This window comes from Streptomyces sp. NBC_00104, from assembly GCF_045160825.1.
In the GTDB taxonomy this organism is placed as follows: domain Bacteria; phylum Actinomycetota; class Actinomycetes; order Streptomycetales; family Streptomycetaceae; genus Streptomyces.
The window spans coordinates 4,279,402-4,303,897 of record NZ_CP108215.1; the positions used below are offsets into that span (position 1 = coordinate 4,279,402).

The following is a 24,496-nucleotide window of genomic DNA, read 5'->3' on the forward strand; positions in this document are numbered from 1 at the left end:
TGCGGCCACTTTCATGTCCTGACCCAGGCCCGCTCCCCAAGGGAAAGTCAGGCGAGGGCGAAGACGCCCGGCCCCTAGAATGGCCGTCGTGACCGATAACTCTCAGCGCCCCGACAGCGGGCCGAACAGCTCCCCCGAACTGCCGACTCAGTACGCGCCGGCCGAGGTAGAGGGGATGCTGTACGAGCGCTGGGTAGATCGGGGTCACTTCGAGGCCGACGCGAAGAGCGACAGGCCCGCGTACACCATCGTCATCCCGCCGCCGAACGTCACGGGCTCCCTGCACCTGGGCCACGCCTTCGAGCACACGTTGATCGACGCCCTGACCCGTCGCAAGCGGATGCAGGGCTACGAGACGCTGTGGCAGCCGGGCATGGACCACGCCGGAATCGCCACGCAGAACGTGGTCGAGCGGGAGCTCGCCAAGGAGGGCAAGTCCCGCCACGATCTCGGACGCGAGGCCTTCGTCGACCGTGTCTGGCAGTGGAAGGCGGAGTCCGGCGGTCAGATCGCCGGTCAGATGCGTCGTCTCGGCAACGGTGTCGCCTGGAGCCGGGACCGCTTCACCATGGACGAGGGCCTCTCCAGGGCCGTTCAGACCGTCTTCAAGAAGATGTTCGACGACGGCCTGATCTACCGGGCCGAGCGCATCATCAACTGGTGCCCGCGTTGTCTGACTGCGATTTCGGACATCGAGGTCGACTACCAGGACGACGACGGCGAGCTCGTCTCCATCAAGTACGGCGAGGGCGAGGACACTCTCGTCGTCGCGACGACCCGCGCCGAGACGATGCTCGGTGACACCGCTGTCGCGGTCCACCCCGACGATGAGCGGTACGCGTCCCTCATCGGCAAGCAGATCAAGCTGCCCTTGACTGATCGGACCATCCCGGTCGTCGCGGACACACACGTCGACCCCGAGTTCGGCACCGGCGCCGTCAAGGTGACTCCCGCCCACGACCCGAACGACTTCGCCATCGGCCAGCGGCACGGTCTGGAGTCGTTGACCGTCATGGACGAGCGCGGTGTCATCACCGTGCACGGTCCGTTCGAGGGCCTCGACCGTTTCGAGGCTCGTTCCACGATCGTCGCCGCTCTGCGCGCCGAGGGCCGCATCGTCGCCGAGAAGCGCCCGTACGTTCACTCGGTCGGGCACTGCTCGCGCTGCAAGACAACGCTGGAACCGCGCCTGTCCATGCAGTGGTGGGTCAAGGTCGAGACGCTTGCCGAGGCTGCCGGTGACGCGGTCCGCGACGGACGTGTGAACATCCACCCCGCCGACATGTCCCAGCGGTACTTCGACTGGGTCGACAACCTCAACGACTGGTGTATCTCACGTCAGTTGTGGTGGGGCCACCGCATCCCGGTCTGGCACGGCCCGAACGGTGAGACGGTCTGTGTCGGCCCCGACGAGCAGCCGCCGACGGGCGAGGGCTGGACCCAGGACACTGACGTCCTTGACACCTGGTTCTCCTCCGGCCTCTGGCCCTTCTCCACCCTCGGGTGGCCTGAACAGACCCCGGACTTGGAGAAGTTCTATCCGAACTCCGTTCTCGTCACCGGCTACGACCTCATGTTCTTCTGGGTCGCCCGCATGATGATGTTCGGCCTGTACGCCATGGACGGCGAAGTCCCGTTCCGCACCATCGCGTTCCACGGCATGGTCCGCGACGAGTTCGGCAAGAAGATGTCGAAGTCCTTCGGCAACACCGTGAACCCCCTGGACTGGATGGACAAGTACGGCTCGGACGCCGTCCGCTTCACCCTGGCCAGGGGCGCCAACCCCGGTACCGACGTGCCGATCGGCGAGGACTGGGTGCAGGCGTCCCGGAACTTCGCCAACAAGATTTGGAACGCCACGCGCTTCGCTCTCATGAACGGCGCCACAATCGAGGGTGACCTCCCGCCCGTCGAAAAGCTCTCGGCCACGGACCGATGGATCCTGTCCCGGCTCAACGCGACCGTCGCCGAGGCGGACGCGTACTACGACGACTACCAGTTCGCGAAGCTCGCCGACTCCCTCTACCACTTCGCCTGGGACGAGGTCTTCGACTGGTACGTCGAGCTGTCCAAGACCACCTTCTTCGAGGGCGGCGAGCAGGCGAAGGTCTCCAGCCGCGTGCTGGGCGAGGTCCTCGACGTCACCCTGCGCCTCCTCCACCCGATCGTCCCGTTCGTCACCGAGAGCCTGTGGACGACGTTGACCGGCCGCGAATCCATCGTGATCGCCGACTGGCCGACGGACAGCGGATTCCGCGACCCGGCAGCCGAGGCCGAGATCGAGAACCTCCAGCAGGTGATCACGGAGGTCCGCCGCTTCCGCTCCGACCAGGGTCTGCAGCCGGGTCAGAAGGTCCCGGCCCGTCTGGACCTGTCGGGCACGCAGCTCGCTGCCCACGAGGCCGCCATCCGCCAGCTGCTCCGTCTCCAGCCGGAAGGCGACGACTTCAACGCAACCGCGACGCTCCCCATCGCCCGCGCCACGGTCGCACTCGACCTCTCCGGCACGATCGACGTCGAGGCCGAACGCAAGCGCCTCGCCAAGGACCTCGCCGCGGCCGAGAAGGAGAAGGCCCAGGCACAGGCCAAGCTCGGCAACGAGGCGTTCCTGGCCAAAGCCCCGGACAACGTGGTCGACAAGATCCGCGCCCGCCTCGCCAAGGCGGAGGAGGACATCGTCCGTCTCCAGACCCAGATCGACAATCTGCCATCTGCCTAGCGGCCAGGCCAGTGAAGAAGCCCCGGACCGTGGTCCGGGGCTTCTTGCTTGAGTGTGCGGCGGTTACGGAATTCCCAGGCACTCGAACGGACTCGCCAAGGTGAACTCTCTCTGGCGAGCGACCGTCAGGGCCTGCTCGATGTCGTGCGTGGCCATGCGAATCAGGTCGTCGAGTCGAGAGGGCTTCGACGCGAGGACGTCTCGGGCAATGTCTTCTGCACTGCCGTCGCGCTGGAAGTGGTGCTGGAACAGGTCGAGGTTCTTCTTGACCACGAGGAGGGTCATGTCGAACTCGGAGATCGCGGCGTTGGACACGCGCCGGCCACGCGAGTGCACCCGGTACTCATGGAGCGGGCCGGAGATGCACACGATGGCGTTATGGGCTCCGTTGCGGAAACGCCCGGCGAGTAGGTTCACGGCGAACGCCCAGTCCCCCCACTTCAGTACCTGCGGGTCGTACATGCCGCCGCGGATCGCGTCGTCACGGCGGTAGACGATCGAAGTGGGCACGTGGTGCTTGCGCAGCACCAGCTCCTCCCGGCACGGATACGAGGAGATGGTGAGGCCCTCGAATTCGCCGATCATGCGGGACATCGTGTGGACGAAGGCCACGTGGTCGTGTGTCCGGAGCATCTCAACCGCGCGGTCCGGATAGCTGCCGTCTGCGAGGAGTTCCGGAGCGGTGGCGAGGCGGTCGTCGGCATCGAGCTGCATGACGTACTCGAAGCCTGCGGCTTCGACACCAGCGTTTCTGGCTGCGTGGTGCCCGCTGCGACCGAGGCGGATTACCCGTACCTCCGGTCGATCGCCGCATGCTGCGATCGCGCTGAGCGTGCTCTCATCGTCCGATCCGTCATCCACGATCAGGGCCTCGTACGGGAACACGTGCGGTTGCCCGATGAGGGAATCCACGGCCTCGATAAGGTAATCGCCCGAGTTGAAGCAAGGGATGACGAAACTGATCCCTGCTGGCGTGGTCGACTTCACGATGATCTCCCTGTTCCTGATCAGGCCGACGTGTTTGCCGCAATGACGGTGGCGCGGACCGCTTCGAAACAGTTGGCCCCGGTTCGGCTGTCTGTTTCGGCGTGCTCATCCCAGAGCAGCGTGACGTCCCACCGGTGGTAGACACGCTCGATGAGGCGCTGGAAAGACTCGGGCGAGTAGCCTGCTTCACCCTCGATTTGCCGGAGCCGACCCTCTGCGGATCTGCGAGTGATCGATGTGAAGACCTCAAGGTAGTGATAGTTCTTTGACCGTGCGTTGGCGACCGCGCTCTCCAGCACGGACTCGACGTCGGGTTCTGCGAGGTAATGCAGTACGTCCTTGGCGACGACTATCCCGAAGTCCCGGTCGATGGCGTACTCCTCAACGAGCGACTCCCGTACGTCGATTCGCTGGGCCAAGTCCCCTTGCCCGTCCAGGCGCCGCAGGAGCACGCTGCTGGGGACCTGGTCGACAGCAACCACTCTGAACCCCGCCCGAGCCATGGCAACGGTGTGGTTCCCTGCGCCGTAACCGATGTCTAAAGCCGTCCGCGGAGTCCCTTCCCCGACCGAGTCCAGGAGCAGGTTGAACCGCTCCGATGTCGGGGCCTGGAGGTTCTCCGCCGTGTTCCTCTCTCGCTGGATTGCGTCCACGTAGAAGGCATGTACGGACGCCTTCGATACAAGGTCAGCCATTGAACTCCTCCTCAGTGCCTGTGAGATGGGCACTGCGAGCCACTAGAACGGGACCTCGATCAAGCGGCCCGGAGTGTGGACCGCTGAGGCGAGCGCCTCGGTCACCTTCATGGGGAGGAGGTGGCTGGCCAGGGAGCTCCGCTCCTCCGTGCCGTTCAGCCAGTGCTCCATGAGCTGACGGTTGCTGTCGCTGTGGAACAGCCCGTCGAACGACTCCTCCGACACGTACTGCTCGTCGGGAAGGAGGGTGGCGTTGGCGCGCGTGGTCACACGGGCGAAGGCGTCGATCCCGTCTGCGCTGACACCACGAGGGATGTCGTAGCAGTGGACGTGCGTGGAGAACAGCGTCGCCATCTGGGCCTCCATGTCGACGCTCGAAGTGCGGCCGTTCACGTTGTAAAGGTCCGGAGGGAGCTCGTCCCAGTTCCGGATGGAAGGGGTGGTCTGCTCGAAGGACAGCGTGCCGAGCGAGACCGTCCTGCCCGACGCGATGTCGACGAGACGGAACGTGGAGGTTACGTCGGTCTCGCCGAACCGGAAGCCGTCGTCGGCGTCATCTGCCCAGAGCGGATCACAGTCCTGGAACCTCCTCGTGATCGGCCGGGACATCCGCTGGTGCTGGTCGATGGGGAACGCGCCGAAGCCGCTGAGCTCCAGTTTGAACTGGCGCTCAGGGAACAGGGCAGAGTTGAGCGAGAGGATCTGCGTCGCGAGATCGACGTAGTGGTACGCGCCGTGCATCATCATTCCGTAGCCGTACTTGTACGGGTGATCGTCGCGGCTCTCGAACTCGCGCTGGAGATTCCACACTCCGCCGGCCGCCCGAAGATGGAAGGAAGTCACGGGAGCTTCCCATCTCTCAATCCTCTCCTTGAGCGAAGCGATCACCTTCTGGTTGTAAATCTGGTGGTAGCGACTCAAGGTCATGACCGAGTGTTTCACCGGCGAGTCACTGGAGACTCCGATGAGCTCCTCCATGGTCTTGGTGATGCACGACGGCTTGAAACGACCGTCGACCATGGAGGCCAACACGGGTTTCTCAACGAGCGAGTTGATGTGGTTCTCCACACAGAACCGAAGATATGCCTCGTGCGCCCGTACTTCCGTGGCGATGTATACCTTCGCCGGGGCGCCTGGTACACAGAGGCGTCGTACTGCGGCTGCAATGACTACCTGCGGCGTCTCCTGCACTCGAGCCTCGGAGTCCGGAAGGTAGACGATTCCTCGCGGCTTCAGGTCAACGGCGCGAACACGCTGCTCGATTGCCGACCTCTGGGACTCCAGGTCGATGATGGAATAGGAGTCGATATGGCCCAACCGGACAGCGTTCTGGATGCAAGGAAGGTATTTGTTGGCGACTATCGCATCGAAACCGACCACAATGAGATGATGTGCAGCCATCACAGGACTAACCTTTCCTAGGATTCCCAGCGTGCATTTCTGGTTGTTCGTCTTTTGAGCGCACTTCACCACAAGCCCGTTCTGCGTGGTACGCGAGCGATGGAGGAAAAGGCGCCCGCGACTTGCCGAAATTCAGCTGCGGTCCGGCCAGTTCGATGCCAGTCCATGCTGCTCACACGCCATCGGCATGACAGCAATGTTGGGTGGGTGACAAAAAAACGACCCGGACAGTCTGTCCGGGTCCTTGTGTCGCTGCAGCTCAACTAGGTTGACGGGTCGTCATTCCATCGCTCGGTCGGCTGCGTCGAGCACAGCAGACCACGGCAACGGACGTTCGACAGGCGCTTCCCGCGGCTCGTACAGTGGCCAGACGTCGGGCCCGTAGACGAGATGGACATCGGCGTCTCGCAGTGCCGTAATGTGACGCTTCCATGCGGGATGGCGGGCGTGAGCCGCGTTGACCCGGGGGAACACCACAACAGGCAAGCCAAGAGTGCCGATGGCTTCTCCGACCTGCGTCAGTGCTTGGTTGTCGGCGATACCGGTCGCGAGCTTGGCCACCGTATTGGCGCTGGCAGGGGCGACCACGTAACAGTCCACCTTCGGATGCGGACTGGCATCACCGGGCAAGCGTGCTTCGTACCGGACGGCCAGGCCGGTCAGCTCCTCCAAACGGTCGATCTCACCGCTCGTACGGAGCCACTGAGCTGCAGTCGGCGTGAGCGCCACAGCCACCCGCCACCCTCGGGAGAGAGCGGGCTCGACGAGCCCAGTCCGCAAGGACTCGACACCTCCAGCACTGGAACCCACAACTCCCAGAGTCCAGCCCCTGCTTGTGCTCACTGCACCGCCCTACAACGTTGAGCCATTACGAACAACTCCGACGACCGAGCACCGCCCGTGACCGGAGATTGTTTGATCAGGTCCCGCAGCGTGTCACGGACACGAGGATTGTTCCGCACGAGTTGCGGGGACACGGACTCGGCTGCGCGCAGTTCAGCGAACGAGTCGTCCAGTCGCCCGGCCAGAGACAGCGCTCGGGCGAAGTCGATGCGATGCGAAACCCCTCGCTCGGCTGCCATGTGGTCCACATCGACCTCGCCGTGTTCCACGACGTACGAAACGTTGTCGAGATCCAGTTCGGCCGAAAGCCGATGCAGCATGACGTTCGTGGGGCCAAAGCATGTGTGCCAATGGTTACCGTCCGAGCCAAGTCGTTCGGCCAACTCCTCGGCACGGCCCAACAGACTCATGGCTGTCGAGCGGTCCTGATGCCGGGCTGCGGCGATCGCCGCCCGAAGGTGGATCATGCCCAGCAAGCTCACTGCAGCGGGATCGCTCTGCTCGATCCGGGCAGACAGCCATCTCGACGCGGCGACCGCCAATTCCAGCGCATCGTCATACCTGCCATTGGCCAGTAGGGCATGAGTACCCGATCGTGCAGCGGAGGCCAATACCAGCGCATCCTCCGACTCATCGGCAGCCCTCATGGCTCTCTCCGCAGCCAGCCACGACATGTCGGACTCTCCCACCTTGGCAAGTGTCGTAGCTGCAAGATGGTGAATACGTGCTGAGACTGCCCAGGAATCCATGCGCTCTGCGGCGGAACGCACAGCACGATCCTCCAGCCCCTGGGCGATCTGAAGGAGTCCAGGAAGCGCAGCGATCACCCTGCCGAGCCGACCCGCCTGGTAGTCGTCCCATGCCGTTTCGACAGTCGGAGCCACTGGACCGGGGCTCGGGAGCTGGTTCTCCGCCTCAGGCCCGAAGAGCAACCGCGACAGGCGGCGCGGGCTCATCAGGGCGTCCCGGACAGCCGGTACGTCGTCCTGTTGTCTCTCGTCCTCCATCAGGACAGGTTTCCCGAGCAACTCGCCAAGCGGCACTCGGAGCACACGGGCCAGTTCGGCAAGCATGTCGATACGGGGAGGCTTTCGCCGACCCGACTCCGCTTTCGCCAACCAGTCCGTGCTGCGCCCCACCAGGCCGGCCAACACCTGCTGTGTGTAGCCGCGTCGCCTCCGGTGGAAGGCGATCCGCTCACCGATGGTCAGGTGATCTCCGAGCCCACGCATGCACGGCCTCCCTAGACGTAAGGGCCTCGCCCACGATAGCTGTGCCCGCGATAGTGATGATCAGCCTGGAAGTCCTCACTACTGACCGTGAATGCGTGATGCCGTCATGGCGGGGACACGGGGAGTCCCCCCGGCGGACAACGGTGATCAAATCTTCGGCGTCGGCGAAGGCCCGCTTGGCCAGGGTGGTGCGCCGCCCTGCCGGCTGTGGGCCATCGCCGAATGCCGACAGCTCACAGCGCTGCGTGGCCACGAGAACTACGCCAACGATGTCACTTGGTCCCCGGACGAAGAGCGCGTCGCCCCCCGGCGACTGGACCGTGGCCGTCTGGGACACCGCGACGGGCCGCCGCATCGAGGTGCTCAAGGGGGACGAGGGTCATGTTCACGCGTCGCGTGTTCACCGGACGGCCGACTCATCGCCATCGGGTCCGACGACCGCCCCGTACGCGTCTGGGCGTCCGACACCCTTGAGGAGATCGCCATCATCGGAGTGCACCAGGACATAGGTGATCTCCGTCGCCTGGTCCCCGGGACGGCACACGCCTGCTGACCGGGTCCTCGGACGGCAGCGCTCGCGTATGGCCCGCCGAGCCCGATTTCGTCCGTCTGGAAGCGGCAGCCCGTGGCCGGGTCTCCGCGTCCTCAGCGACGACGAACGGAGCCACCACATGCTGCCTTCGGACCCCTGATCACAGCTGCGGCTCGACCGTCCTATCGTCGGTATGCAGCAAGTACTCGTCGGCTCCAGGGCGTCGCGGCCATGCGACGACTCTTGCTGCGGCTCAGGACCCCGACCAGTCGGTCAAGTCCACCCGCCGCCAGCAGTGCGGATCCGTCTTGTCCTTCTTCCAACGTTCCTTCTCCGTGAGCAGGGCTGGGAGGGCGGCCTCGATGGCTGTCAGGGGGCCCGAGAGGCGTACATCGGCGGCCAGGGGGCCGGGGGTTCCGGTGGGGACAGGTACAGGCGGAGGGTGTCGGGGGTCATGGGGAGGAAGCCGATGAGGGAGAGGGGGAAGGGGCTTCGTCCGGTGAGGGTGGGCAGGTGAGGGTGGTCAGGAAGGTGGTCTGGCGGTAGGTGGGGGATTCCTTGGTGGTGGCGTCTTCCGCCGGGTCCAGGTGGATGAGGAGCATGCCCATCGTTTTCGCGAGGCGGCTTGAGGAATACAGGGCGGTGCCTCGGTGGGCGGCTCGGAGGAGGGCGAGGATGTGGTGGGAAGTCGTGGGCTCGTTGTCGGCGTCGGTGAGGGGGATCTCGTAGACGTAGAGGTCCGGGGGGTGTGGCCTTGCGGCGGCCCGTCGCGAGGCGGAGGGCCGGGCGGCTTTTTGGGGGCGGGCAGGACCCCTCGTAGGTACTGCTTCGGGCCCAGGGGGATGTGGAGGTGGTGGAGGAGTACGCGGACGGCGGATGCCTGCTCCTGCACGGTTGCCTGTCTGTCCGCTTGCTCTCTGTCCGCGGTGTCCTGGTTCTGAGTGATGCGCTTGTCCCGCATGCCGTTACGTTAGGCCTCCACCCGTGTTCCTACGAGGCGTCCGCCGCGTGGTCAGGCGCCGGGCAGCACGCGGGTCTCCGCCGTGGCTGGGAGGGGCTTGGCCCACCAGTGGTCGTAGCGGCGGTAGGGGGCCGGGTCGCGGGTGGTGAGGAAGGTCGTCAGGCCTGCCGCCTCTGAGGCCAGGGCGGTCCAGGTCTCCTCGGGGAGGGGGTGGAAGGCCGTCGCCTCGATCGCCCCGGGTCCGTCGTCCGGGCCGCCGGGCTCGTTCCGCCCCCCATCCGGTTTGCTCTCCGCCGGGGGCACCAGGCGCCATATGCCCGCCACGTACCCGTCCACCAGCAGCGTCGGCAGTACGTCGCCGTTCATGCGGGTCACGTACTTGCGGTACTCGGCGGGGAGGACGCGGCTGCGGTCGGCGTAGGCGAGGAGTGTGCTGTCCCACATGGCCATCAGGCGGGGTGGGGCGGGGGTGTCCGCTGGGGGGCGAGGGGCGTCGGGGAGGTCGTAGAGCGCCTCCTTGCCTTCCGATGGCTGGAGTACGTCGAGTTCGCCCTCGTCCACGAGTGACCGCAGCTCCGTCCTCACCCGTGGGCGGTGGACCAGTGCGAACTGGGCCATGTCCGCGACCGTCGCCGGGCCGAAGCCGGCCAAGTAGCGGCGGATCAGGGTTTTCAGGCCCTCGGCGGCGGCTTCCGGGTCGGTGAGGGACGGGGGTGTGGTAGCGGTGACGTACGACTGGCGGGTGGTGAAGGACCAGGGGGCTCCGGTCGGTTGGTGCCAGAGGGGGGCGTACTGGCGCAGGAGGCGGTGGGCGCTGGTGTCCAAGGGCCTGCCTACCTGGGCCTCCAGCCAGGTCTTCAGTTCGGCGGCCGTGCGGGGGTGGCCCTCGGCGTGCTTCAGGAGCGGTGGGAGGAGGGCGTCCGCGTCGGCGGCGGTCAGGCCGGAGGCCTTGAAGCGGGGGTCGCCCAGGCGGGAGCCGCGGAGGGTGGGCTCCATGGCCTCGCGGAAGGGGGCGTAGTCGTCGGCGTGGACGGTGTGGAGGGTGATCCGCATCAGGGTTGATCTGACCAGGCGGTGGTCGGTGAGCGCCGCGTCCAGGGCTGTGGGGTCGAAGGGGGCGAGGCGGTTCCACAGGGCGATGTACGGGGAGGCCGGCTGCTGGGCCTGGAGGGCCACGACGCGGCGTACCGCCTCGGTCACTTCCAACGGCTCGCGGGTGAGGAGGAGTTGGCGGGCGAGTGTGGCGCGGTTGAGTGCGCGGGCGGTGAGCTTCTTGGTCCCCATGGCGCGATTCTCTCCCGCCGAGGGCGCCCTGGGAGCAAGGGTTCGGGTCGGGTGGTTCCAGCGGCTTCAGCGGCTCAGTGGGTGCAATGGGTGCAGCGGCTCAGTGGGTCCAGTGGGTTGGGGCGCCGCGGTGGGGATGGCCGCGTCATCAGTCGGACGAAAGGCGCAGGCCCTGCCCCACTCGGAGGTGGGGCAGGGCCTGCGGTCCAACAGGGCGCGGTCTACCGCGATCTACTACGTCTTCGCCTCGCCCTTCGTCAGCAGCCACTCCTCGTGCAGGGCGCCGAGGGGGATCTTCGTCTGGAAGATCGGGGTGCCGAAGATGGAGAGTTGGAGGTTGAGGGTGCCGGTGAGGTCGATGCCTCCGTACAGGGCCCACGAGCCGGAGACGGAGCCGGTGCCGTCGGCCGAGCCCTCGGCCGTCGCGTCGGCCTCGGCGCGGAGGTACGGGGCGACGTCGGCGGTGACGCCGACCGTGCCGTAGAGGCCGACCGTCGCCTCGGCGCCCATCGCGGCCTTGACGTCGCCGACGGCGGTGACCGTCGTCTTCAGGGGCTCGCCGGTCATGTGGGACTCGCTGACGCCCTGCCAGCCCTTGGCCCAGGTGAAGTTGCCGCCGACGCGGAAGTCGCCCTTGAGGTCCTGCTCGACGTCGACCGTGACGCGGCCGTCGGCGTCGACCTGGAAGTAGCAGACGAGGTCCAGGTTGACGACGATCGGGACCGGGCCGACCTGGATCACGGGGTCGGCGTGCAGTTCGGCGAAGGGGATACGGATCGGCTTGCCGTCGGTCGAGCCGGCCGCGCGGCCCTTCAGCGACCACTGGGAGGCCCAGTCGCCGGTGAGGCCCAGGAACGCGCCGCCGGGCGAGGAGCCCGTGCCGGACCCGGAACCGTCGTACGAGAAGGCGACCTCGGGGGCGAGTTGGACGAAGCCCTCGACCGACGCGGCCGCCGAGGCGGGGGCGCCGGGTGCGGTCTCCACGGCGGCGCCCACGTCGATGCGCAGGCTGCCCAGCGGGAGCTTCGCGCCCTCGGGGCCGAAGGTGAGGTCGCCGGTCTTCGCCCAGGAGACCTTCACGCCCTGGACGAGCGGGTCGACCTCCAGGGTGGACGGGTCGACGGGGACCGTGCCGTCCGCCTCACTCTCGCCCAGGACGGAGTTGAGCTTGGCGGGCTCCGTCTCGACCGTCGTGGCGCCGTCCGCCGCGGTCTCGACGATGTCTGTCACCTCGGCCAGGACACCGTCGGGGGCGCCGGGCGCGGGGGCGCTGGCTATGACGTCGCCTACGGCCACGGCGGCCTTCGGCTTGGCGGCCTCGCCCTCGGTACCGGCCTCGCCCTCGGTGCCGGCGTCGGTGCCGGTGCCGGCGTCGGTGCCCTGGGACGTGTCCGAGTCCGCGCCGGAGCCCGCGTCCTCGTCCGGGTCCGGGGAAGCGGAGGCCGTCTTCGACGGGGTCGCCGTCGGCTCGGGCTTCGCATCGGACGGCGGTGTCGAGATGACCGCCCGGCCGCTCTTCCTGTCGTACGAGGCGACCTTGAGCGGGGACTTCTCGGCCTTGCCCTGGTCGGCCGCGTTCGCGTCGGCCACGGCGGTGGGGGTGGCGTCGCCCGTCGGGGCGGACACGACGGCGAGTTGCTCCTCGGCCGCCCCGGGCCCGGAGGTCTCGGCCGTCGTGGCGGCCGCCTTGTCGGCGGTGGAGGGGGAGTCGGTGGAGCAGCCGGTGGCGAGCAGGGTCGCGACGGTGATCGCCGAGAGTGCCGAAACCAGGGCATGTCTTCTGAGCTTGTACACGCGTGAGTCCTCGGGAGCGGTGACAGGGGGGTGCGCTTCAGGAGGGGTGAGAGGAAGGGGAAATGACGGAAAGCGGGTGCGAGTCGAGAGATGACACCTGGCGGTGGGGGGTGGGCCGTGGCGGCACAACCGTCCTGAGGACGGTGCGCACACGGCGGTTACCCCCCAGTAGCCATGCATGAGCATGCCAGGCTTACGAGGGGGTCGTGGACCACTTCCCCCACACCTCGGCGGTGACGTGGATCACATTCCCATGCGACTCAATTGCCGTTCGTCGCAAGGGAGTTGAAGAAGCCGGTCATCGCCGCGTGCAGGCGGTGGGGCTGGTCCGTGTGTACGTCGTGGCCCGCGTCCTCGATGACGGCGAGGTCGGTCCTGGTGCCCGGGGCCCGGGACGCCGGCATCCCGGCGGCGTCGGCTGCCGTCATGGTGCCCCGGGCTCCGCGTACGACCAGGGCGGGGCAGGTGGTGGCGGCCCACTCGGGGTGGTACGACGTCTCGGCCAACTCCCCGACGGCGGCCAGCATCGTGGCGCGGTCCGCCCGGGGGTGCCAGCCGTCGGGGCGGTGTTCGAGGTTGCGGGACCAACTCGCGTGACCGAAGAAGTCGGAGGCCCGGGAAGGGGAGTCGAAGGGGGTGGGCCAGCTGTCCATCCAGGCGGCGATGTGGGCGGGGAGGGCGGGATCCGGGGCGCCCGGGCCCGCCTCGATCAGGATCAGGGAGTCGAGGAGTTCCGGGTGGGCGGCCGCGGCGAGGAAGGCCGTGTGGCCGCCGAGGGACTGGCCCACGAGGGTCAGGGGGGCCTGTCCCGGGAGAGCCAGGCCCAGTTCACGGATCACCGTCACCGCGTCCCGTACACAGGCCGCCCGGCTCATGTCCGCCGGGCGACGGGTGCTCGCGCCGTGACCCCGGCCGTCGTACGTCACCACGCGGTGGCCGTCCGCCAGGAGCGACGGCAGGAGGTCGTCCCACTCCCCCATGTGGCCGGCGAGGCCGTGCAGGAGGAGGAGAGTGCGGTCGTGCACGCGGGGCAGGTTGCGGTCGTGCGCGTGGGGCGGGGTGTGGTCGTGCGCGTGGGGCGGGGTGTGGTCGCGGTGGGCGAGGCGGACGCCGTCCGGGGTGGTGAGGTGGGCGGTGGTGGAGGCCATCGGCCGATGGTCTCAACGGGTGCGGGGTGCGGGGAAGACAGCCCGGGGTGAGAGGGAGGCAGCCCGGCGTGTGGGAGCGACAGACCGGGGTGCGGGGGCGACAGCCCGGCCCTGATGGGGGCGGCGGCCCTGCTGCCCGGGTGGGGGCGGCGGCCCGGGGCATGAGGGAGGCAATCCGGGGTGCGGGGGCGACAGCCCGGCCCTGATGGGGGCGGCGGCCCTGCTGCCCGGGTGGGGGCGGCGGCCCGGGGCACGAGGGAGGCAATCCGGGGTGCGGGGGAGGCAGCCCGGTGTGCGGGGAGGCAACCCGGGCTGTGCGGGGGCTGCCGCCCGGCCCGGGTGGGGATTACGGGCCGAGCGTTTCAGTTGAGCGTTTCAGCCGATCGCGAGCTCCCGGGGGGCGGCGGTCCGGCCCGGCCCGGCCCCGGGGCCATCAGCCGAACACGTCGGCCGGCCCGGAGGGCGGGGAGGAACGTGGCCCGACCCCGGTTACCCAGGGTTCCGTCCACAAAACGCGCGCGTGGTGTGCACATCCCCTGAAGGCGGGCTGGAGGCGGGCGTGGTGGGCGCCACTCGGGGTAGCGGAGCAGCAACGCATGATCACGAGAGGGGGCCCGGGTCGGCGTCGGCGTCACCACGGGTTCCTGGTGTGAGCGTGCGAAGGGGACCCGTACTGGAGATGGATGAGACGCATGCTCGATGTCTTTGGGATTGATGCCCGCACTGAATCCGTGTACCGGGGGATGCTGGCCCACCCCGAATCCGGGGTCACGGGGCTGAGTGACGTATTAGGCCTCTCCCGGGAAGAAATACGAACCGCTCTCGACAGACTCAGCGAAATGGCGCTCATACGACCGTCCGCCGAGGACCCGCAGCGTATGCACGCACTCAACCCCCAGCTGGGCATGGAAATGCTGATAGCCCGGCAGCAGGCCGAACTCGCCGTTCAGCAGCAGCGGGTGGAGGAGGGCAGGGCGGCGGCCGCCCGCATCCTCTCCGAATTCGCCCTCGAGGATTCCGCGACCGTGAAGGGGGACGCGGAGCACGTCGAGGGGCTCGACAATATCCGGGATCATCTGGCCGCGATGAACAACGAGGTCGAGGACGAGTTCCTCACCTTCGCGCCCGGCGGCGCCCAGACCGAGGCCAACATGCGGAACTCCCGGCCGCTGAACCGGCGCCTGCTGGACCGCGGGGTACGCATGCGGACCGTCTACCTCGACAGCATCCGCAACGACACGGCCACGCTGGCGCACGCGGAGTGGCTCACCTCGCACGGGGCGCAGGTACGGACGGCGCCTTCACTGCCCAACCGGATGATCATCTGGGACCGGCGGGTCGCGCTCATCGCCGCGAACAGCGACGACACGGCGGCGGGGGTCACGATCCATCGGGCGCAGGGCACCGTGGCCGCCCTGGCCGCCCTGTTCGAGAACGTGTGGCAGACGGCCGAACCGTTCGGGGTGGAGAGCCACCCGCGGGAGCCCGACGGGTTGAATGCCCAACAGCGGGAGGCACTGCGCCTGTTGGCGCTGGGGCACACGGACGAGATGGTCGCCAAACGGCTCGGGGTCTCGGCGCGCACGGCCCGCCGTATCGCCACCACCCTGATGGAGCACTTCGGCTCGCGCAGCCGGTTCCAGGCCGGGGTGCGGGCCGCCCAGCAGGGGTTCATCCAGGGCTGACAGGGCCGAGAGGGCCGAGAGGGAGCAAGACGGCCAACGGGGCAGGCGGGCGGACGAGCGGGAGGACGGGCGGGAGGACGGGCGGACGGGCGGACGGGGGCGGCATGGTCAACACGGCCAACGGGCCGACGGGGCCGACAGGGGCAACGGGGCCAACAGGGTCAACGGGACCCGAGGCCAACAGGGCTGATCACACGTGTCAGCGAGGCGAGGCCGGTCCCGGCCATGGCCCGAACCGTCCAGCGACCGTCGGCAGGGCATATGCGGCGGGCGGCCCAAGCTAGGGGGATGTATCTCATTCACCTTGCCCTGGAGCCCGGCCGTCGAGGCGGCAGCGGCAGCCCTCTGCCCGCGGACACCGGAGCGGCGATCGCCGCATGCGCCGGTGACGCCGACGCGCTCGAACACGTCACCGTGCACCGGGACGACCCCGCGCTACCGGTGGTGGGGTTCTTCCTGCGCGCTGCCTGTATCGAAGAGGCCGAGGCGGCGGCGGTACGGCTGTGGCGGCGGGCGGTCGCGGGCCGGCCCGACCTGCGGACCTGGCACGTGAAGTGTTCCGAGTCGCCCCTTTTCGTGCCGGACGTCGGCTGGCCCGTCCGCCCCAGGACTGAATAGGCCACGGCCAGTTTGGGCCATCGGGTTCCACTTCCCTCGGCATCTCCGAGCCGCAAAACTCTTGTTTGTCAGCAGCACCCCACCACCCTCACAGGAATGGGCATGGAATTCATGGCATTCGTGGCATCCAAGGGGACGGTTCGGAACTCTCAGGACGACTCCGGCTGGCAGTGACGGCACAACCGGGGGCCGGAAAACCCAGGAAGGGAATTTCGTGAGTGCACAGGGCGTCCAGATCCAGGGAAATACTTTCGAAGGCCTGGCCGAAGAATTCGGCACGCCGTTGTTCGTCTACGACGGGGACGTACTGGAGGGGACCTTTCGCGAGCTGCGCGGTCTGCTTCCCGAGTCCGTCGACATCTTCTTCTCGCTCAAGGCCAACCCGAACATCAGCGTGTGCGCCTTCCTCGGTGCGCGGGGTGCGGGCGCCGAGGTCTCCTCGTACGCCGAACTGGTCACCGCGCTCCGGGCCGGCGTCGCACCGCAGGACGTCATCTTCCTGGGACCGGGCAAGGACCTGCGGGAACTGACGGCCTGCGTCGAGGCGGGGATTCACGCGGTGGTGTGTGAATCGCTCGAAGAGATACGGCAGTTGGACCGGCTGGCGGCGCTCCAGCCCGCGACGGCCGAGCGCGGGAGCGGCCGCTACGGCTACGGCTACGGCTACGGGGACGGGGACGGGGACGGGGACGGCAGGGTCCCCGTGGTTCTCCGGGTGAATCCCGCCTTCAGCGCCAAGGGGTCCGGGCTCGCCATGGGCGGCAAGCCCCGGCAGTTCGGCATCGACGAAGAGGAACTGCGGGGCGCCAAGGCCGAGTTGGCGGAGCTGCGGAACATCCGGGTTCGGGGCGTGCATGCCTACATGGGCACCCGGTTCCTCCACCACGAGGACGTGGTCCGCAACACCCGTGAGGTCCTGGCCGCCGCCGAGGATCTGGCTGGGCGGCTCGGTTTCCCGCTGGAGACCGTGGACTTCGGCGGCGGTCTGGGAGTCGCCTACTTCGACAACGAGGAGGACCTGGACCTGGCCGCCCTCGGCGAGGGCATGCGCGCCGTGATCGCGCCCTTCGCCGCGCGCAACCCGAGGTGCCGGCTCATCATCGAGCTGGGCCGCTTCCTCACGGCGACGGCCGGTACGTATGTCGTACGCGCCCGGTATGTGAAGGAGTCCAGGGGTGAGACGTTCGTCGTCGCGGACGGCGGCACGAACCACCACATGGCGGCGGTCGGCGTCGGCAGTTTCGTCAAGCGCAACTTCCCCGTCGTCCACCTGAGTCGACCGAACGGGCCGACCTCGCCGACCTCGCCGTCCCCTCCGACCTCGCCGTCAGGGCCGTCAGGGCCGTCAGGGCCGTCAGGGCCGTCAGGGCCGTCAGGGCCGCCAGGGCCGCCAGGGCCGCCAGGGCCGCCAGGGCCGCCTGTGCGCCGGTACACCCTCACCGGCCCGCTCTGCACGCCGAACGACGTGGTCGCCAAGAAGGTCGAACTGCCCGAGGTGCGGCCGGGGGACCTGTTGGGGGTGGAGCGCTCGGGGGCGTACGGGCCGACCGCGTCACCCGGGCTCTTCCTGAGCCACGGCTACCCGGCCGAGATCCTCGTCCACCGCGGCCGGGCCCATCTGGTCAGGGAGCGGGACACCACCGAGGATCTGCTCTCCAAGCAGCGGCTCGTCGACTTCGCGTCCGACGCGGACCCCGAATCCGGCGCAGGCTTCGCATCCGACGCGGACCCCGAATCCGGCTCCGGCTCAAGCCCCGGCTCAACCTCCGGCTCCGGCTCAACCTCCGGCTCCGGCTTCGGCTCCGGCTCAATCCCCAGCTCCGGACCCGGCTCCCGACCCGGCTCCGACGTCGACGGCATGCCTTGAGTCTCCGGATCGGCGTCGACGTGCTCGACCGCGACGAACTCCGCGCGCTGCTCGGCCGACCGTGGTTCCTGCGGTTCGGTTACGCCCCCGAGGAGACGGCTCTCGCCGACGCGATGGGCGCCGAGCGCCGGCTGGAGTTCCTGGCCGGACGGTTCGCCGCCAAGGAGGCCGTGCTCAAGGTGCTGGGCACCGGGATGCTCCAGGGTGTCGCGCCCCACGAGATCTGGGTGGACCGGGACACCGACGGGGCTCCCGTCGTCCGCTTCCGGGGCCGCGCGGCGCGGTTGTCGCCGCCGGACATCGCCCTGTCCATCACCCACAAGCAGAACGTCGTCGCGGCGGTCGCGATCGCCCTTCCCGGCGGCACGTCCGAGTGCACCGACAGCCCCACCTGCAGCCCCATCTGCCGCCCCACCTACAGGCACACCGATATGCCGACCGGCATGCCCATCGACCTGCCCACCGACAGCCCCGCTGACAGAAAGGAGTTCGCCATCATGTCGACCGCGGCGGACAGCGACGAGGACCACCGCAGCACGGAGCGGCACGCGGAAGAGCACACCATGGCCTTCCTGCGCGTACGGATCGGTCAGGAGGAGGCCCACTACGGCGGTGGTCTGGTCGACGGCGCCCGGGTCCTGCGGCTCTTCGGGGATCTGGTCACCGAGATCACCGTACGGACGGACAGCGACGAGGGGCTGCTCTCCGAGTACTCCGACGTCCGGTTCACCGCGCCCGTGAACCCCGGGGACTACATCGAGGCGAGCGGTCGGCTCGTGCGCAGCACCAGGTTGCGCCGGATCGTGGAGTTGCGGGCCCACAAGGTGATCGCCGCCCGGCCCGGCGCCGGTGACAGCGCGGCCGAGGTGCTCGACGAACCCCAGCTCGTCTGCGCGGCCACGGCCACGACGGTGGTGCCGATCGGGAAGGCCGCGAGGAACAGGGGGGCGGCGGCCGGTACCAACGGGGGCGCTGCGCCTGCCGGGGCGGCTGGGACCCCCAGGTCGGCTGAGACCGCCGGGACCGGCAGCGTGGGCAGGGCCACCTCACCCGCCCGGCCGGCGGCCACCACCACACCCACACCCAGCACCACGCCTACGCCCGCCACCGCCACCGCCACCGCCACCGCCACCGCCACCGCCACCGCCACCGCCGCGACGAGGGAGCACTGATGTCCGTAGCGTCCCCGCAGCTCCCGGTCCCCTCGGAGCGCCCCGCACCCCCGTCCGCCTCCCCGTCCCCCTCAGCACCCCCCATCCCCCACCTCCTCCATCACCTCCTCGACCAGGCCGCCGAGCGCGACCCCCGGGCCCCCGCCCTGAGCACACGCGGCGGTGGCGTCCTCTCCTACGGCGAGCTGGCCGACGCCAGTGTGCGGCTGGCCGGGCGGCTTCGGCGGGAGGGGGTGGGCCGAGGTGACCGCCTGGTCATGAAGGCGGCGGACGGGCTCGGTGTGGCGATGCTGGTGTATGCCGCGTCCCGGATCGGGGCGGTGTTCAGCGTGCTGCACGAGCAGGTGCGGGGCGGCCCGTTGGAACACGTGCTCGGTGACTGCGAGCCCCGCGCCCTGGTCTCCGACGACCCCGAGGCCCTCCGTACCGCGGACGGGGCCGGCGTCACCGCCGTACGGATCGAGGACCTCGTACGAACGGCTCTCGACCCTCGCGCCGAGACCCAGCCCCCGCCCCCACCCCCGCCCGGGGCACCCCGCACCGACCCTCTCCCCCACAGCGGCACCACTCCCCCCGACCCCATCCCCGCCCCCACTCCCGGCCCCCTCACCGTCGACCCGGTCAGCCTCATCTACACCTCGGGGACCACGGCCCTGCCCAAGGCGGTGGTGAGTACGCACCAGCAGGTGTTGTTCGCGGCGTCCGCCATCCAGGCCTGCCTCGGCTACCGCGCCGACGACGTCGTGTACTGCCCGCTGCCGCTCTCCTTCGACTACGGCCTCTACCAGCTCTATCTGTCCGCGCTGAGCGGAGCGCGGCTGCATCTCGGCACGGTCGCGGAGGCCGGGCCGCCGCTGCTGCGGAGTCTGGAGGAGAGCGGGGCGACAGTGCTGCCGGGGGTGCCGTCCGTGGCCGACCGGCTGGCCTGGCTGCTGCGGCGCGGCACCGGTGAACCGGACCCGCTGCGGGGGCTGCGGCTGCTCACCAACACCGGGGCGGCGCTGTCGGACACCACCATGGCCGCACTGCGCGACGCGCTGCCGGGGCTGCGGATCCAGGTGATGTACGGCCTCACCGAGTGCAAGCGCACCGCGATCATGCCGCCCGACGGTGATCTCACCCGGCCCGGCTCCTGCGGTCTGCCGCTGCCCGGCACCGAGGTCTTCGTCGTCGGGGACGACGGTGAGCGGCTGCCGGCCGGTGAGGTGGGGCAGTTCGTGGTCCGGGGACCGCATGTGATGGCCGGCTACTGGCGGCGCCCCGACCTGACCGCCGAGCGCTTCCCACGCGCCGAAGGGCTCTTCCCCGAGCTGCGCACCGGCGACTACGGCCGACAGGACGAGGACGGCTACCTCTACTTCGCCGGGCGCCGCGACGACCTCTACAAGGAACGCGGCTTCCGGCTCAGCGCCACCGAGGTCGAGGCCGCGGCATCCCGGGTCGAAGGCGTCGTGTCCGCCGCCGTACTGCCTCCCGACGGGCAGCGGTCCGCGGTGCTCGCCGTGGTCGGGGACCTGTCGGCGGAGCAGGTGCGCGAGCGCATGCGCGACCTGATCGAGCCCTTCAAGATCCCCCGTCGCTGCGTACGCCTCGACGCGCTGCCGGTGAACGGCAACGGAAAGGTCGACCGGAAGCGACTGGCCGCCCTGATCTCCTCCCCCGACCTGCTCGCACCGGCCCACTGACCGTCGTCGATGACCTACCTCGCTCATCCTCGAACGACCTGCCCCGCCCGTCCTCGAACGACCTACCTCGCCCGTCCTCGAACGACCTTCCCCGCCCGTCCTCGAACGACCTTCCCCGCCCGTCCTCGAACGACCTTCCCCGCCCGTCCTCGAACGACCTTCCCCGCTCATCGAACCCACCCCACCGATAAGGACATGTGATGGATCGTCAGAATGTCGTCACCGCGCTCGAAAACGCCCTCACCCACGTCCTCGAACGGCCCGTCACCGGTCTCCACGGCGACATCCGGCTCTTCGACGACCTGCACCTGGACTCCACGACGATGCTCGAGATGCTGATGGCGCTGGAGGACTCGATAGGCCTGGCCGTCGACCCGGAGGAACTGGACGCGGACGACTTCGTCTCGGTGGACACCTTCACCGACTTCGTCCTCGCCTCGGGCGTCACGGCCGATCCCGAGCGGGCCGCCGTATGACCATCGCCCCGCCCGACCTGAGCGTCTTCGAGACCCTGGAGTCGGAGGTCCGGAGCTACTGCCGGGGCTGGCCCACCGTCTTCGACCGGGCCCGGGGCAGCCGGCTGTACGACGAGGACGGTCATGTCTACCTGGACTTCTTCGCGGGCGCCGGTTCGCTCAACTACGGGCACAACAACCCCGTACTCAAGCGGGCGTTGCTCGACCACCTGGAGCGGGACGGCGTCACGCAGGGCCTCGACATGGCCACCACCGCCAAGCGGACGTTCCTGGAGACGTTCCAGAACCTCGTGCTCCGGCCGCGCGACCTGCCGTACAAGGTCATGTTCCCGGGGCCGACCGGCACGAACGCGGTGGAGGCCGCGCTGAAGCTGGCGCGGAAGGTCAAGGGCCGGGAGTCGGTCGTGTCCTTCACGAACGCCTTCCACGGCATGTCGCTCGGTTCGCTCGCCGTCACCGGCAACGCCTTCAAGCGGGCCGGGGCCGGAGTGCCCCTCGTGCACGCCGTTCCGCTGCCGTACGACGGTTACCTCGACCGTTCCGACCGTTCCAACCGCTCCGACCGCTCCGACCGCTCCGACCGCTCCGACGAGCTCGCCGAATTCCTCTGGCTGGAGCGGCTGTTGGAGGACCGGGGCTCGGGGCTGGACACGCCCGCCGCGGTGATCGTGGAGACCGTGCAGGGCGAGGGCGGTGTCCATGTCGCCCGCCCGGAGTGGCTGCGGGCGCTGGCCGCGCTGTGCGAGCGGCGGGACATGCTGCTCATCGTCGACGACATCCAGATGGGCTGCGGGCGTACGGGCGCGTTCTTCTCCTTCGAGGAGGCGGGCATCGTCCCGGACATCGTGACCGTGTCGAAGTCGATCAGCGGGTACGGGCTGCCGATGTCCCTGACCCTGTTAAAGCCAGAGCTGGACGTCTGGGCGCCGGGCGAGCACAACGGCACGTTCCGCGGCAACAACCCCGCGTTCGTCACCTCGGCCGCCGCGCTCGCCGCGTACTGGGCCGACGACCAGACGGAGAAGCAGACCCTCGTCCGCGGCGAGCAGGTCGAACAGGCGCTGCTCGCCCTCGTCGACGAGCACCGGGACGCCGTCCACCGGGGCCGCGGCCTGGTCTGGGGCGTCGAGTTCACCGACCGGGGGCGGGCCTCGGCCGTGTGCCGCCGCGCCTTCGAACTCGGCCTGCTCCTGGAGACGTCGGGCCCCGAGGACGAGGTCGTCAAGCTGCTGCCGCCGCTGACCGTCACCCCCGACGAACTGGACGAGGGCCTGCGCGTCCTGGCCCGAGCCGTCCGCGAGACCGCCTGACCACCGCGCACAGACCGCCCGACCGGAGCACGAGACCGGAGCACCAGACCGACTAGCCGACTGACCGGCTGACCGGCTGACCGACCACCGAAAGGCTGAACTCACCGTGATCGTCCGATCGTTCAAGGACATCGAGAACACCGACCGTCATGTGAAGGCGAAGTCGGGCACCTGGGAGAGCAAGCGCATCGTGCTCGCCAAGGAGCGGGTCGGCTTCTCCCTGCACGAGACCACCGTCTACGCCGGCACCGAGACCACCATGTGGTACGCCCACCACATCGAGGCCGTGCTCTGCGTGGCGGGCGAGTCCGAGCTCACCAACGAGGAGACCGGCGAGAGGCACTGGATCACGCCGGGCACGATGTACCTCCTCGACGGCCATGAGCGGCACACCCTGCGACCGAAGACCGACTCCCGTTACGTCTGCGTGTTCAACCCGCCGGTGACCGGCGCCGAGGACCACGACGCGTCCGGCGCGTACCCCCTGCTGACCGGGGTGACCGAGCCGAGCGAGCTGACCGGTGAGGGGGCGGGCCGACCGTGACCACCTCGACCGCCCCGCAGCCCACGGCCCAGGACACGGCCCAGCCCACCGCCCAGGACACGGCCGCCGAACCGGCCCGCAGGGCCGTCTTCCGCGAGCCGCGCCCCGAAGACGGCTTCGCCGTCTGGGAGTTGGTGAAGAACACCCCCGGCCTGGACACCAACAGCCCCTATTCCTACGTCCTGTGGTTCCGGGACTTCGCCGACTGCTCGCTGCTCGCCACCGTGAACGGTGAGATCGTCGGCTTCCTCACCGGCTACCGGCGCCCCGACGAGCCCGAGACGTACTTCGTCTGGCAGACGGCCGTCAGCCCCCGGCACGGCATCCCGTTTCTCGGTGTACGGCTCTTCGAGGCCGCGGCCGAGCGGCAGCGCGAGCGGGGCGCCCGGTACGTCGAGGCCACCGTCTCCGCCGACAACAAGGCCATCCTCATGGTCCTCAAGCAGTACGCCCGCAAGCGGTCGGCCGAGGTCGCCGAGCGCGTGCTGTTCCCGGCCGCGTGGCTCAGCGACGGCCACCACGACGAGGTCCTGCACCGCATCGGCCCCCTCAGCGGCCCGAGCACCGGCACGGACGCAGCCCCGAACACCGGCACGAGCACGAGCACAGGCACAGGCACCCACCCCGAGAAGGAGAAGGCATGACCACCGCCGCCACCCGCATCGACAGCTACCCGACCCGCGTCACCGGCGAGGCCGTCGCCCAGCCGCGCCTCGACCCGACCGTGTGGGGAACCCAGGAAGGGCCGCTGAGCCGGCGGGAGCTGGAGCGCTACGAGGCCGACGGCTACCACGTCTTCGACGACCTGCTGAGCGAGCAGGAGGTCCAGCTCTACCGCGCGGAACTCCAGCGGCTGAGCGAGGACCCGGCGGTGCTGGCGGGCGGCCGCGTGGTGCTGGAACCGGACTCCGACCGCCTCCGCTCGGTCTTCGAGGTGGAGAAGGTCAGCGAGGTCTTCGCCGATCTGCTCGCCTCCCCGCGGCTGACGGACGTGGCCCGGCAGGTACTGGGCTCGGAGGTGTACGTCCACCAGAGCCGGGTCAACTACAAGCCCGGCTTCGGCGGCGCCCAGTTCGACTGGCACTCGGACTTCGAGACCTGGCACGCCGAGGACGGCATGCCCAAGCCGCGCGCGTTCAGCGTGTCCATCGCGCTGAGCGAGAACTACGAGTTCAACGGCCCGCTCATGGTCATGCCGGGGACACACCGGACGTTCGTCCCGTCGGTCGGCGAGACGCCCCCGGACTTCCACAAGGAGTCGCTGCGGGTGCACCGCATCACCGTGGGCTCCCCCGGCCCGGAGCACCTGACGCGGATGGCCCAGGAGCACGGGATCAGGCAGATCGCCGGGCCAGCCGGCTCCGCGGTGATGTTCGACTCGAACCTGATGCACGGCTCGAACGGCAACATCACCCCGTTCGCGCGCTCCAACATCTTCATCGTCTACAACAGCGTGGAGAACGCCCTGGAGGAGCCGTACGCGGCCGCCGCGCCCCGGCCGCAGCACCTGGGCAACCGGGAGCTCCCCCGGGGGATGTGACCG

General features: G+C 69.1%; 20 protein-coding genes. 12 read left to right on the forward strand and 8 right to left on the reverse strand.

The window, feature by feature from the left end; all coding sequences use genetic code 11:
* Nucleotides 1-79 precede the first annotated feature (79 nt).
* The gene (locus tag OG272_RS18735) at nucleotides 80-2,719 is read left to right on the forward strand and encodes a valine--tRNA ligase (RefSeq protein ID WP_405894112.1); all 2,640 of its coding nucleotides are present in this window, start codon (nucleotides 80-82) and stop codon (nucleotides 2,717-2,719) included.
* 63 nt (nucleotides 2,720-2,782) lie between these two features.
* On the opposite strand, the gene OG272_RS18740 is transcribed toward OG272_RS18735, so the two are convergent.
* The 5 genes from OG272_RS18740 to OG272_RS18760 all read right to left on the reverse strand — a co-directional run bounded on the left by OG272_RS18740 (nucleotide 2,783) and on the right by OG272_RS18760 (nucleotide 7,877).
* Nucleotides 2,783-3,706 carry a glycosyltransferase family 2 protein gene (locus tag OG272_RS18740; protein ID WP_405894114.1) on the reverse strand — a complete coding sequence of 308 codons (924 nt, stop codon included), beginning with the start codon at nucleotides 3,704-3,706 and terminating at the stop codon, nucleotides 2,783-2,785.
* Between the two features lie 20 nt (nucleotides 3,707-3,726).
* Nucleotides 3,727-4,401: a class I SAM-dependent methyltransferase gene (locus tag OG272_RS18745; protein ID WP_405894116.1), complete on the reverse strand. Its 675-nt coding sequence runs from the start codon at nucleotides 4,399-4,401 to the stop codon at nucleotides 3,727-3,729.
* A gap of 42 nt (nucleotides 4,402-4,443) precedes the next feature.
* A complete protein-coding gene (locus tag OG272_RS18750) occupies nucleotides 4,444-5,802 on the reverse strand; it encodes a hypothetical protein (RefSeq protein WP_405894118.1) in 1,359 nt (452 codons plus the stop codon).
* Nucleotides 5,803-6,081: 279 nt separating this feature from the next.
* Nucleotides 6,082-6,645, reverse strand: a complete 564-nt coding sequence (locus OG272_RS18755; protein ID WP_405894120.1) for a flavoprotein — start codon at nucleotides 6,643-6,645, stop codon at nucleotides 6,082-6,084.
* Nucleotides 6,642-7,877: a helix-turn-helix domain-containing protein gene (locus OG272_RS18760; RefSeq protein ID WP_405894122.1), complete on the reverse strand. Its 1,236-nt coding sequence runs from the start codon at nucleotides 7,875-7,877 to the stop codon at nucleotides 6,642-6,644. Before OG272_RS18760 ends, OG272_RS18755 begins: the two co-directional genes overlap by 4 nt.
* A gap of 106 nt (nucleotides 7,878-7,983) precedes the next feature.
* On the opposite strand from OG272_RS18760, the gene OG272_RS18765 reads away from it, so the two are divergent.
* Nucleotides 7,984-8,430, forward strand: a complete 447-nt coding sequence (locus tag OG272_RS18765; RefSeq protein WP_405896035.1) for a WD40 repeat domain-containing protein — start codon at nucleotides 7,984-7,986, stop codon at nucleotides 8,428-8,430.
* Between the two features lie 991 nt (nucleotides 8,431-9,421).
* On the opposite strand, the gene OG272_RS18770 is transcribed toward OG272_RS18765, so the two are convergent.
* The 3 genes from OG272_RS18770 to OG272_RS18780 all read right to left on the reverse strand — a co-directional run bounded on the left by OG272_RS18770 (nucleotide 9,422) and on the right by OG272_RS18780 (nucleotide 13,596).
* Nucleotides 9,422-10,654, reverse strand: a complete 1,233-nt coding sequence (locus OG272_RS18770) for a winged helix DNA-binding domain-containing protein (RefSeq protein ID WP_405894123.1) — start codon at nucleotides 10,652-10,654, stop codon at nucleotides 9,422-9,424.
* Nucleotides 10,655-10,888: 234 nt separating this feature from the next.
* Complete coding sequence (locus tag OG272_RS18775; protein WP_405894125.1) at nucleotides 10,889-12,448, reverse strand: hypothetical protein; 1,560 nt, start codon at nucleotides 12,446-12,448, stop codon at nucleotides 10,889-10,891.
* 260 nt (nucleotides 12,449-12,708) lie between these two features.
* Nucleotides 12,709-13,596 (reverse strand): alpha/beta fold hydrolase, encoded by an 888-nt coding sequence (locus tag OG272_RS18780; protein WP_405894127.1) that lies wholly within the window; start codon nucleotides 13,594-13,596, stop codon nucleotides 12,709-12,711.
* An 839-nt stretch (nucleotides 13,597-14,435) separates the two neighbouring features.
* On the opposite strand from OG272_RS18780, the gene OG272_RS18785 reads away from it, so the two are divergent.
* The 10 genes from OG272_RS18785 to thpD all read left to right on the forward strand — a co-directional run bounded on the left by OG272_RS18785 (nucleotide 14,436) and on the right by thpD (nucleotide 24,493).
* Nucleotides 14,436-15,281 (forward strand): helix-turn-helix transcriptional regulator, encoded by an 846-nt coding sequence (locus OG272_RS18785; RefSeq protein ID WP_405894129.1) that lies wholly within the window; start codon nucleotides 14,436-14,438, stop codon nucleotides 15,279-15,281.
* A gap of 288 nt (nucleotides 15,282-15,569) precedes the next feature.
* The gene (locus OG272_RS18790) at nucleotides 15,570-15,899 is read left to right on the forward strand and encodes a hypothetical protein (protein ID WP_405894130.1); all 330 of its coding nucleotides are present in this window, start codon (nucleotides 15,570-15,572) and stop codon (nucleotides 15,897-15,899) included.
* Between the two features lie 214 nt (nucleotides 15,900-16,113).
* Nucleotides 16,114-17,766 (forward strand): diaminopimelate decarboxylase, encoded by a 1,653-nt coding sequence (locus tag OG272_RS18795; RefSeq protein ID WP_405894132.1) that lies wholly within the window; start codon nucleotides 16,114-16,116, stop codon nucleotides 17,764-17,766.
* Nucleotides 17,763-18,938, forward strand: a complete 1,176-nt coding sequence (locus OG272_RS18800; RefSeq protein ID WP_405894134.1) for a holo-ACP synthase — start codon at nucleotides 17,763-17,765, stop codon at nucleotides 18,936-18,938. The genes OG272_RS18795 and OG272_RS18800 overlap by 4 nt, the downstream gene beginning before the upstream one ends.
* Nucleotides 18,938-20,623 (forward strand): class I adenylate-forming enzyme family protein, encoded by a 1,686-nt coding sequence (locus OG272_RS18805; RefSeq protein WP_405894136.1) that lies wholly within the window; start codon nucleotides 18,938-18,940, stop codon nucleotides 20,621-20,623. The genes OG272_RS18800 and OG272_RS18805 overlap by 1 nt, the downstream gene beginning before the upstream one ends.
* Before the next feature lie 200 nt (nucleotides 20,624-20,823).
* On the forward strand, nucleotides 20,824-21,099 hold the full coding sequence (locus OG272_RS18810) for a phosphopantetheine-binding protein (RefSeq protein ID WP_405894138.1): 276 nt from the start codon (nucleotides 20,824-20,826) through the stop codon (nucleotides 21,097-21,099).
* Nucleotides 21,096-22,409 carry a diaminobutyrate--2-oxoglutarate transaminase gene (ectB, locus tag OG272_RS18815; protein ID WP_405894139.1) on the forward strand — a complete coding sequence of 438 codons (1,314 nt, stop codon included), beginning with the start codon at nucleotides 21,096-21,098 and terminating at the stop codon, nucleotides 22,407-22,409. The genes OG272_RS18810 and ectB overlap by 4 nt, the downstream gene beginning before the upstream one ends.
* A gap of 106 nt (nucleotides 22,410-22,515) precedes the next feature.
* Nucleotides 22,516-22,953: an ectoine synthase gene (locus tag OG272_RS18820; RefSeq protein ID WP_405894140.1), complete on the forward strand. Its 438-nt coding sequence runs from the start codon at nucleotides 22,516-22,518 to the stop codon at nucleotides 22,951-22,953.
* Nucleotides 22,950-23,597 carry a diaminobutyrate acetyltransferase gene (ectA, locus tag OG272_RS18825; RefSeq protein ID WP_405894141.1) on the forward strand — a complete coding sequence of 216 codons (648 nt, stop codon included), beginning with the start codon at nucleotides 22,950-22,952 and terminating at the stop codon, nucleotides 23,595-23,597. Before OG272_RS18820 ends, ectA begins: the two co-directional genes overlap by 4 nt.
* On the forward strand, nucleotides 23,594-24,493 hold the full coding sequence (gene thpD / locus OG272_RS18830; RefSeq protein WP_405894142.1) for an ectoine hydroxylase: 900 nt from the start codon (nucleotides 23,594-23,596) through the stop codon (nucleotides 24,491-24,493). Before ectA ends, thpD begins: the two co-directional genes overlap by 4 nt.
* The last annotated feature ends 3 nt before the right edge of the window (nucleotides 24,494-24,496 follow it).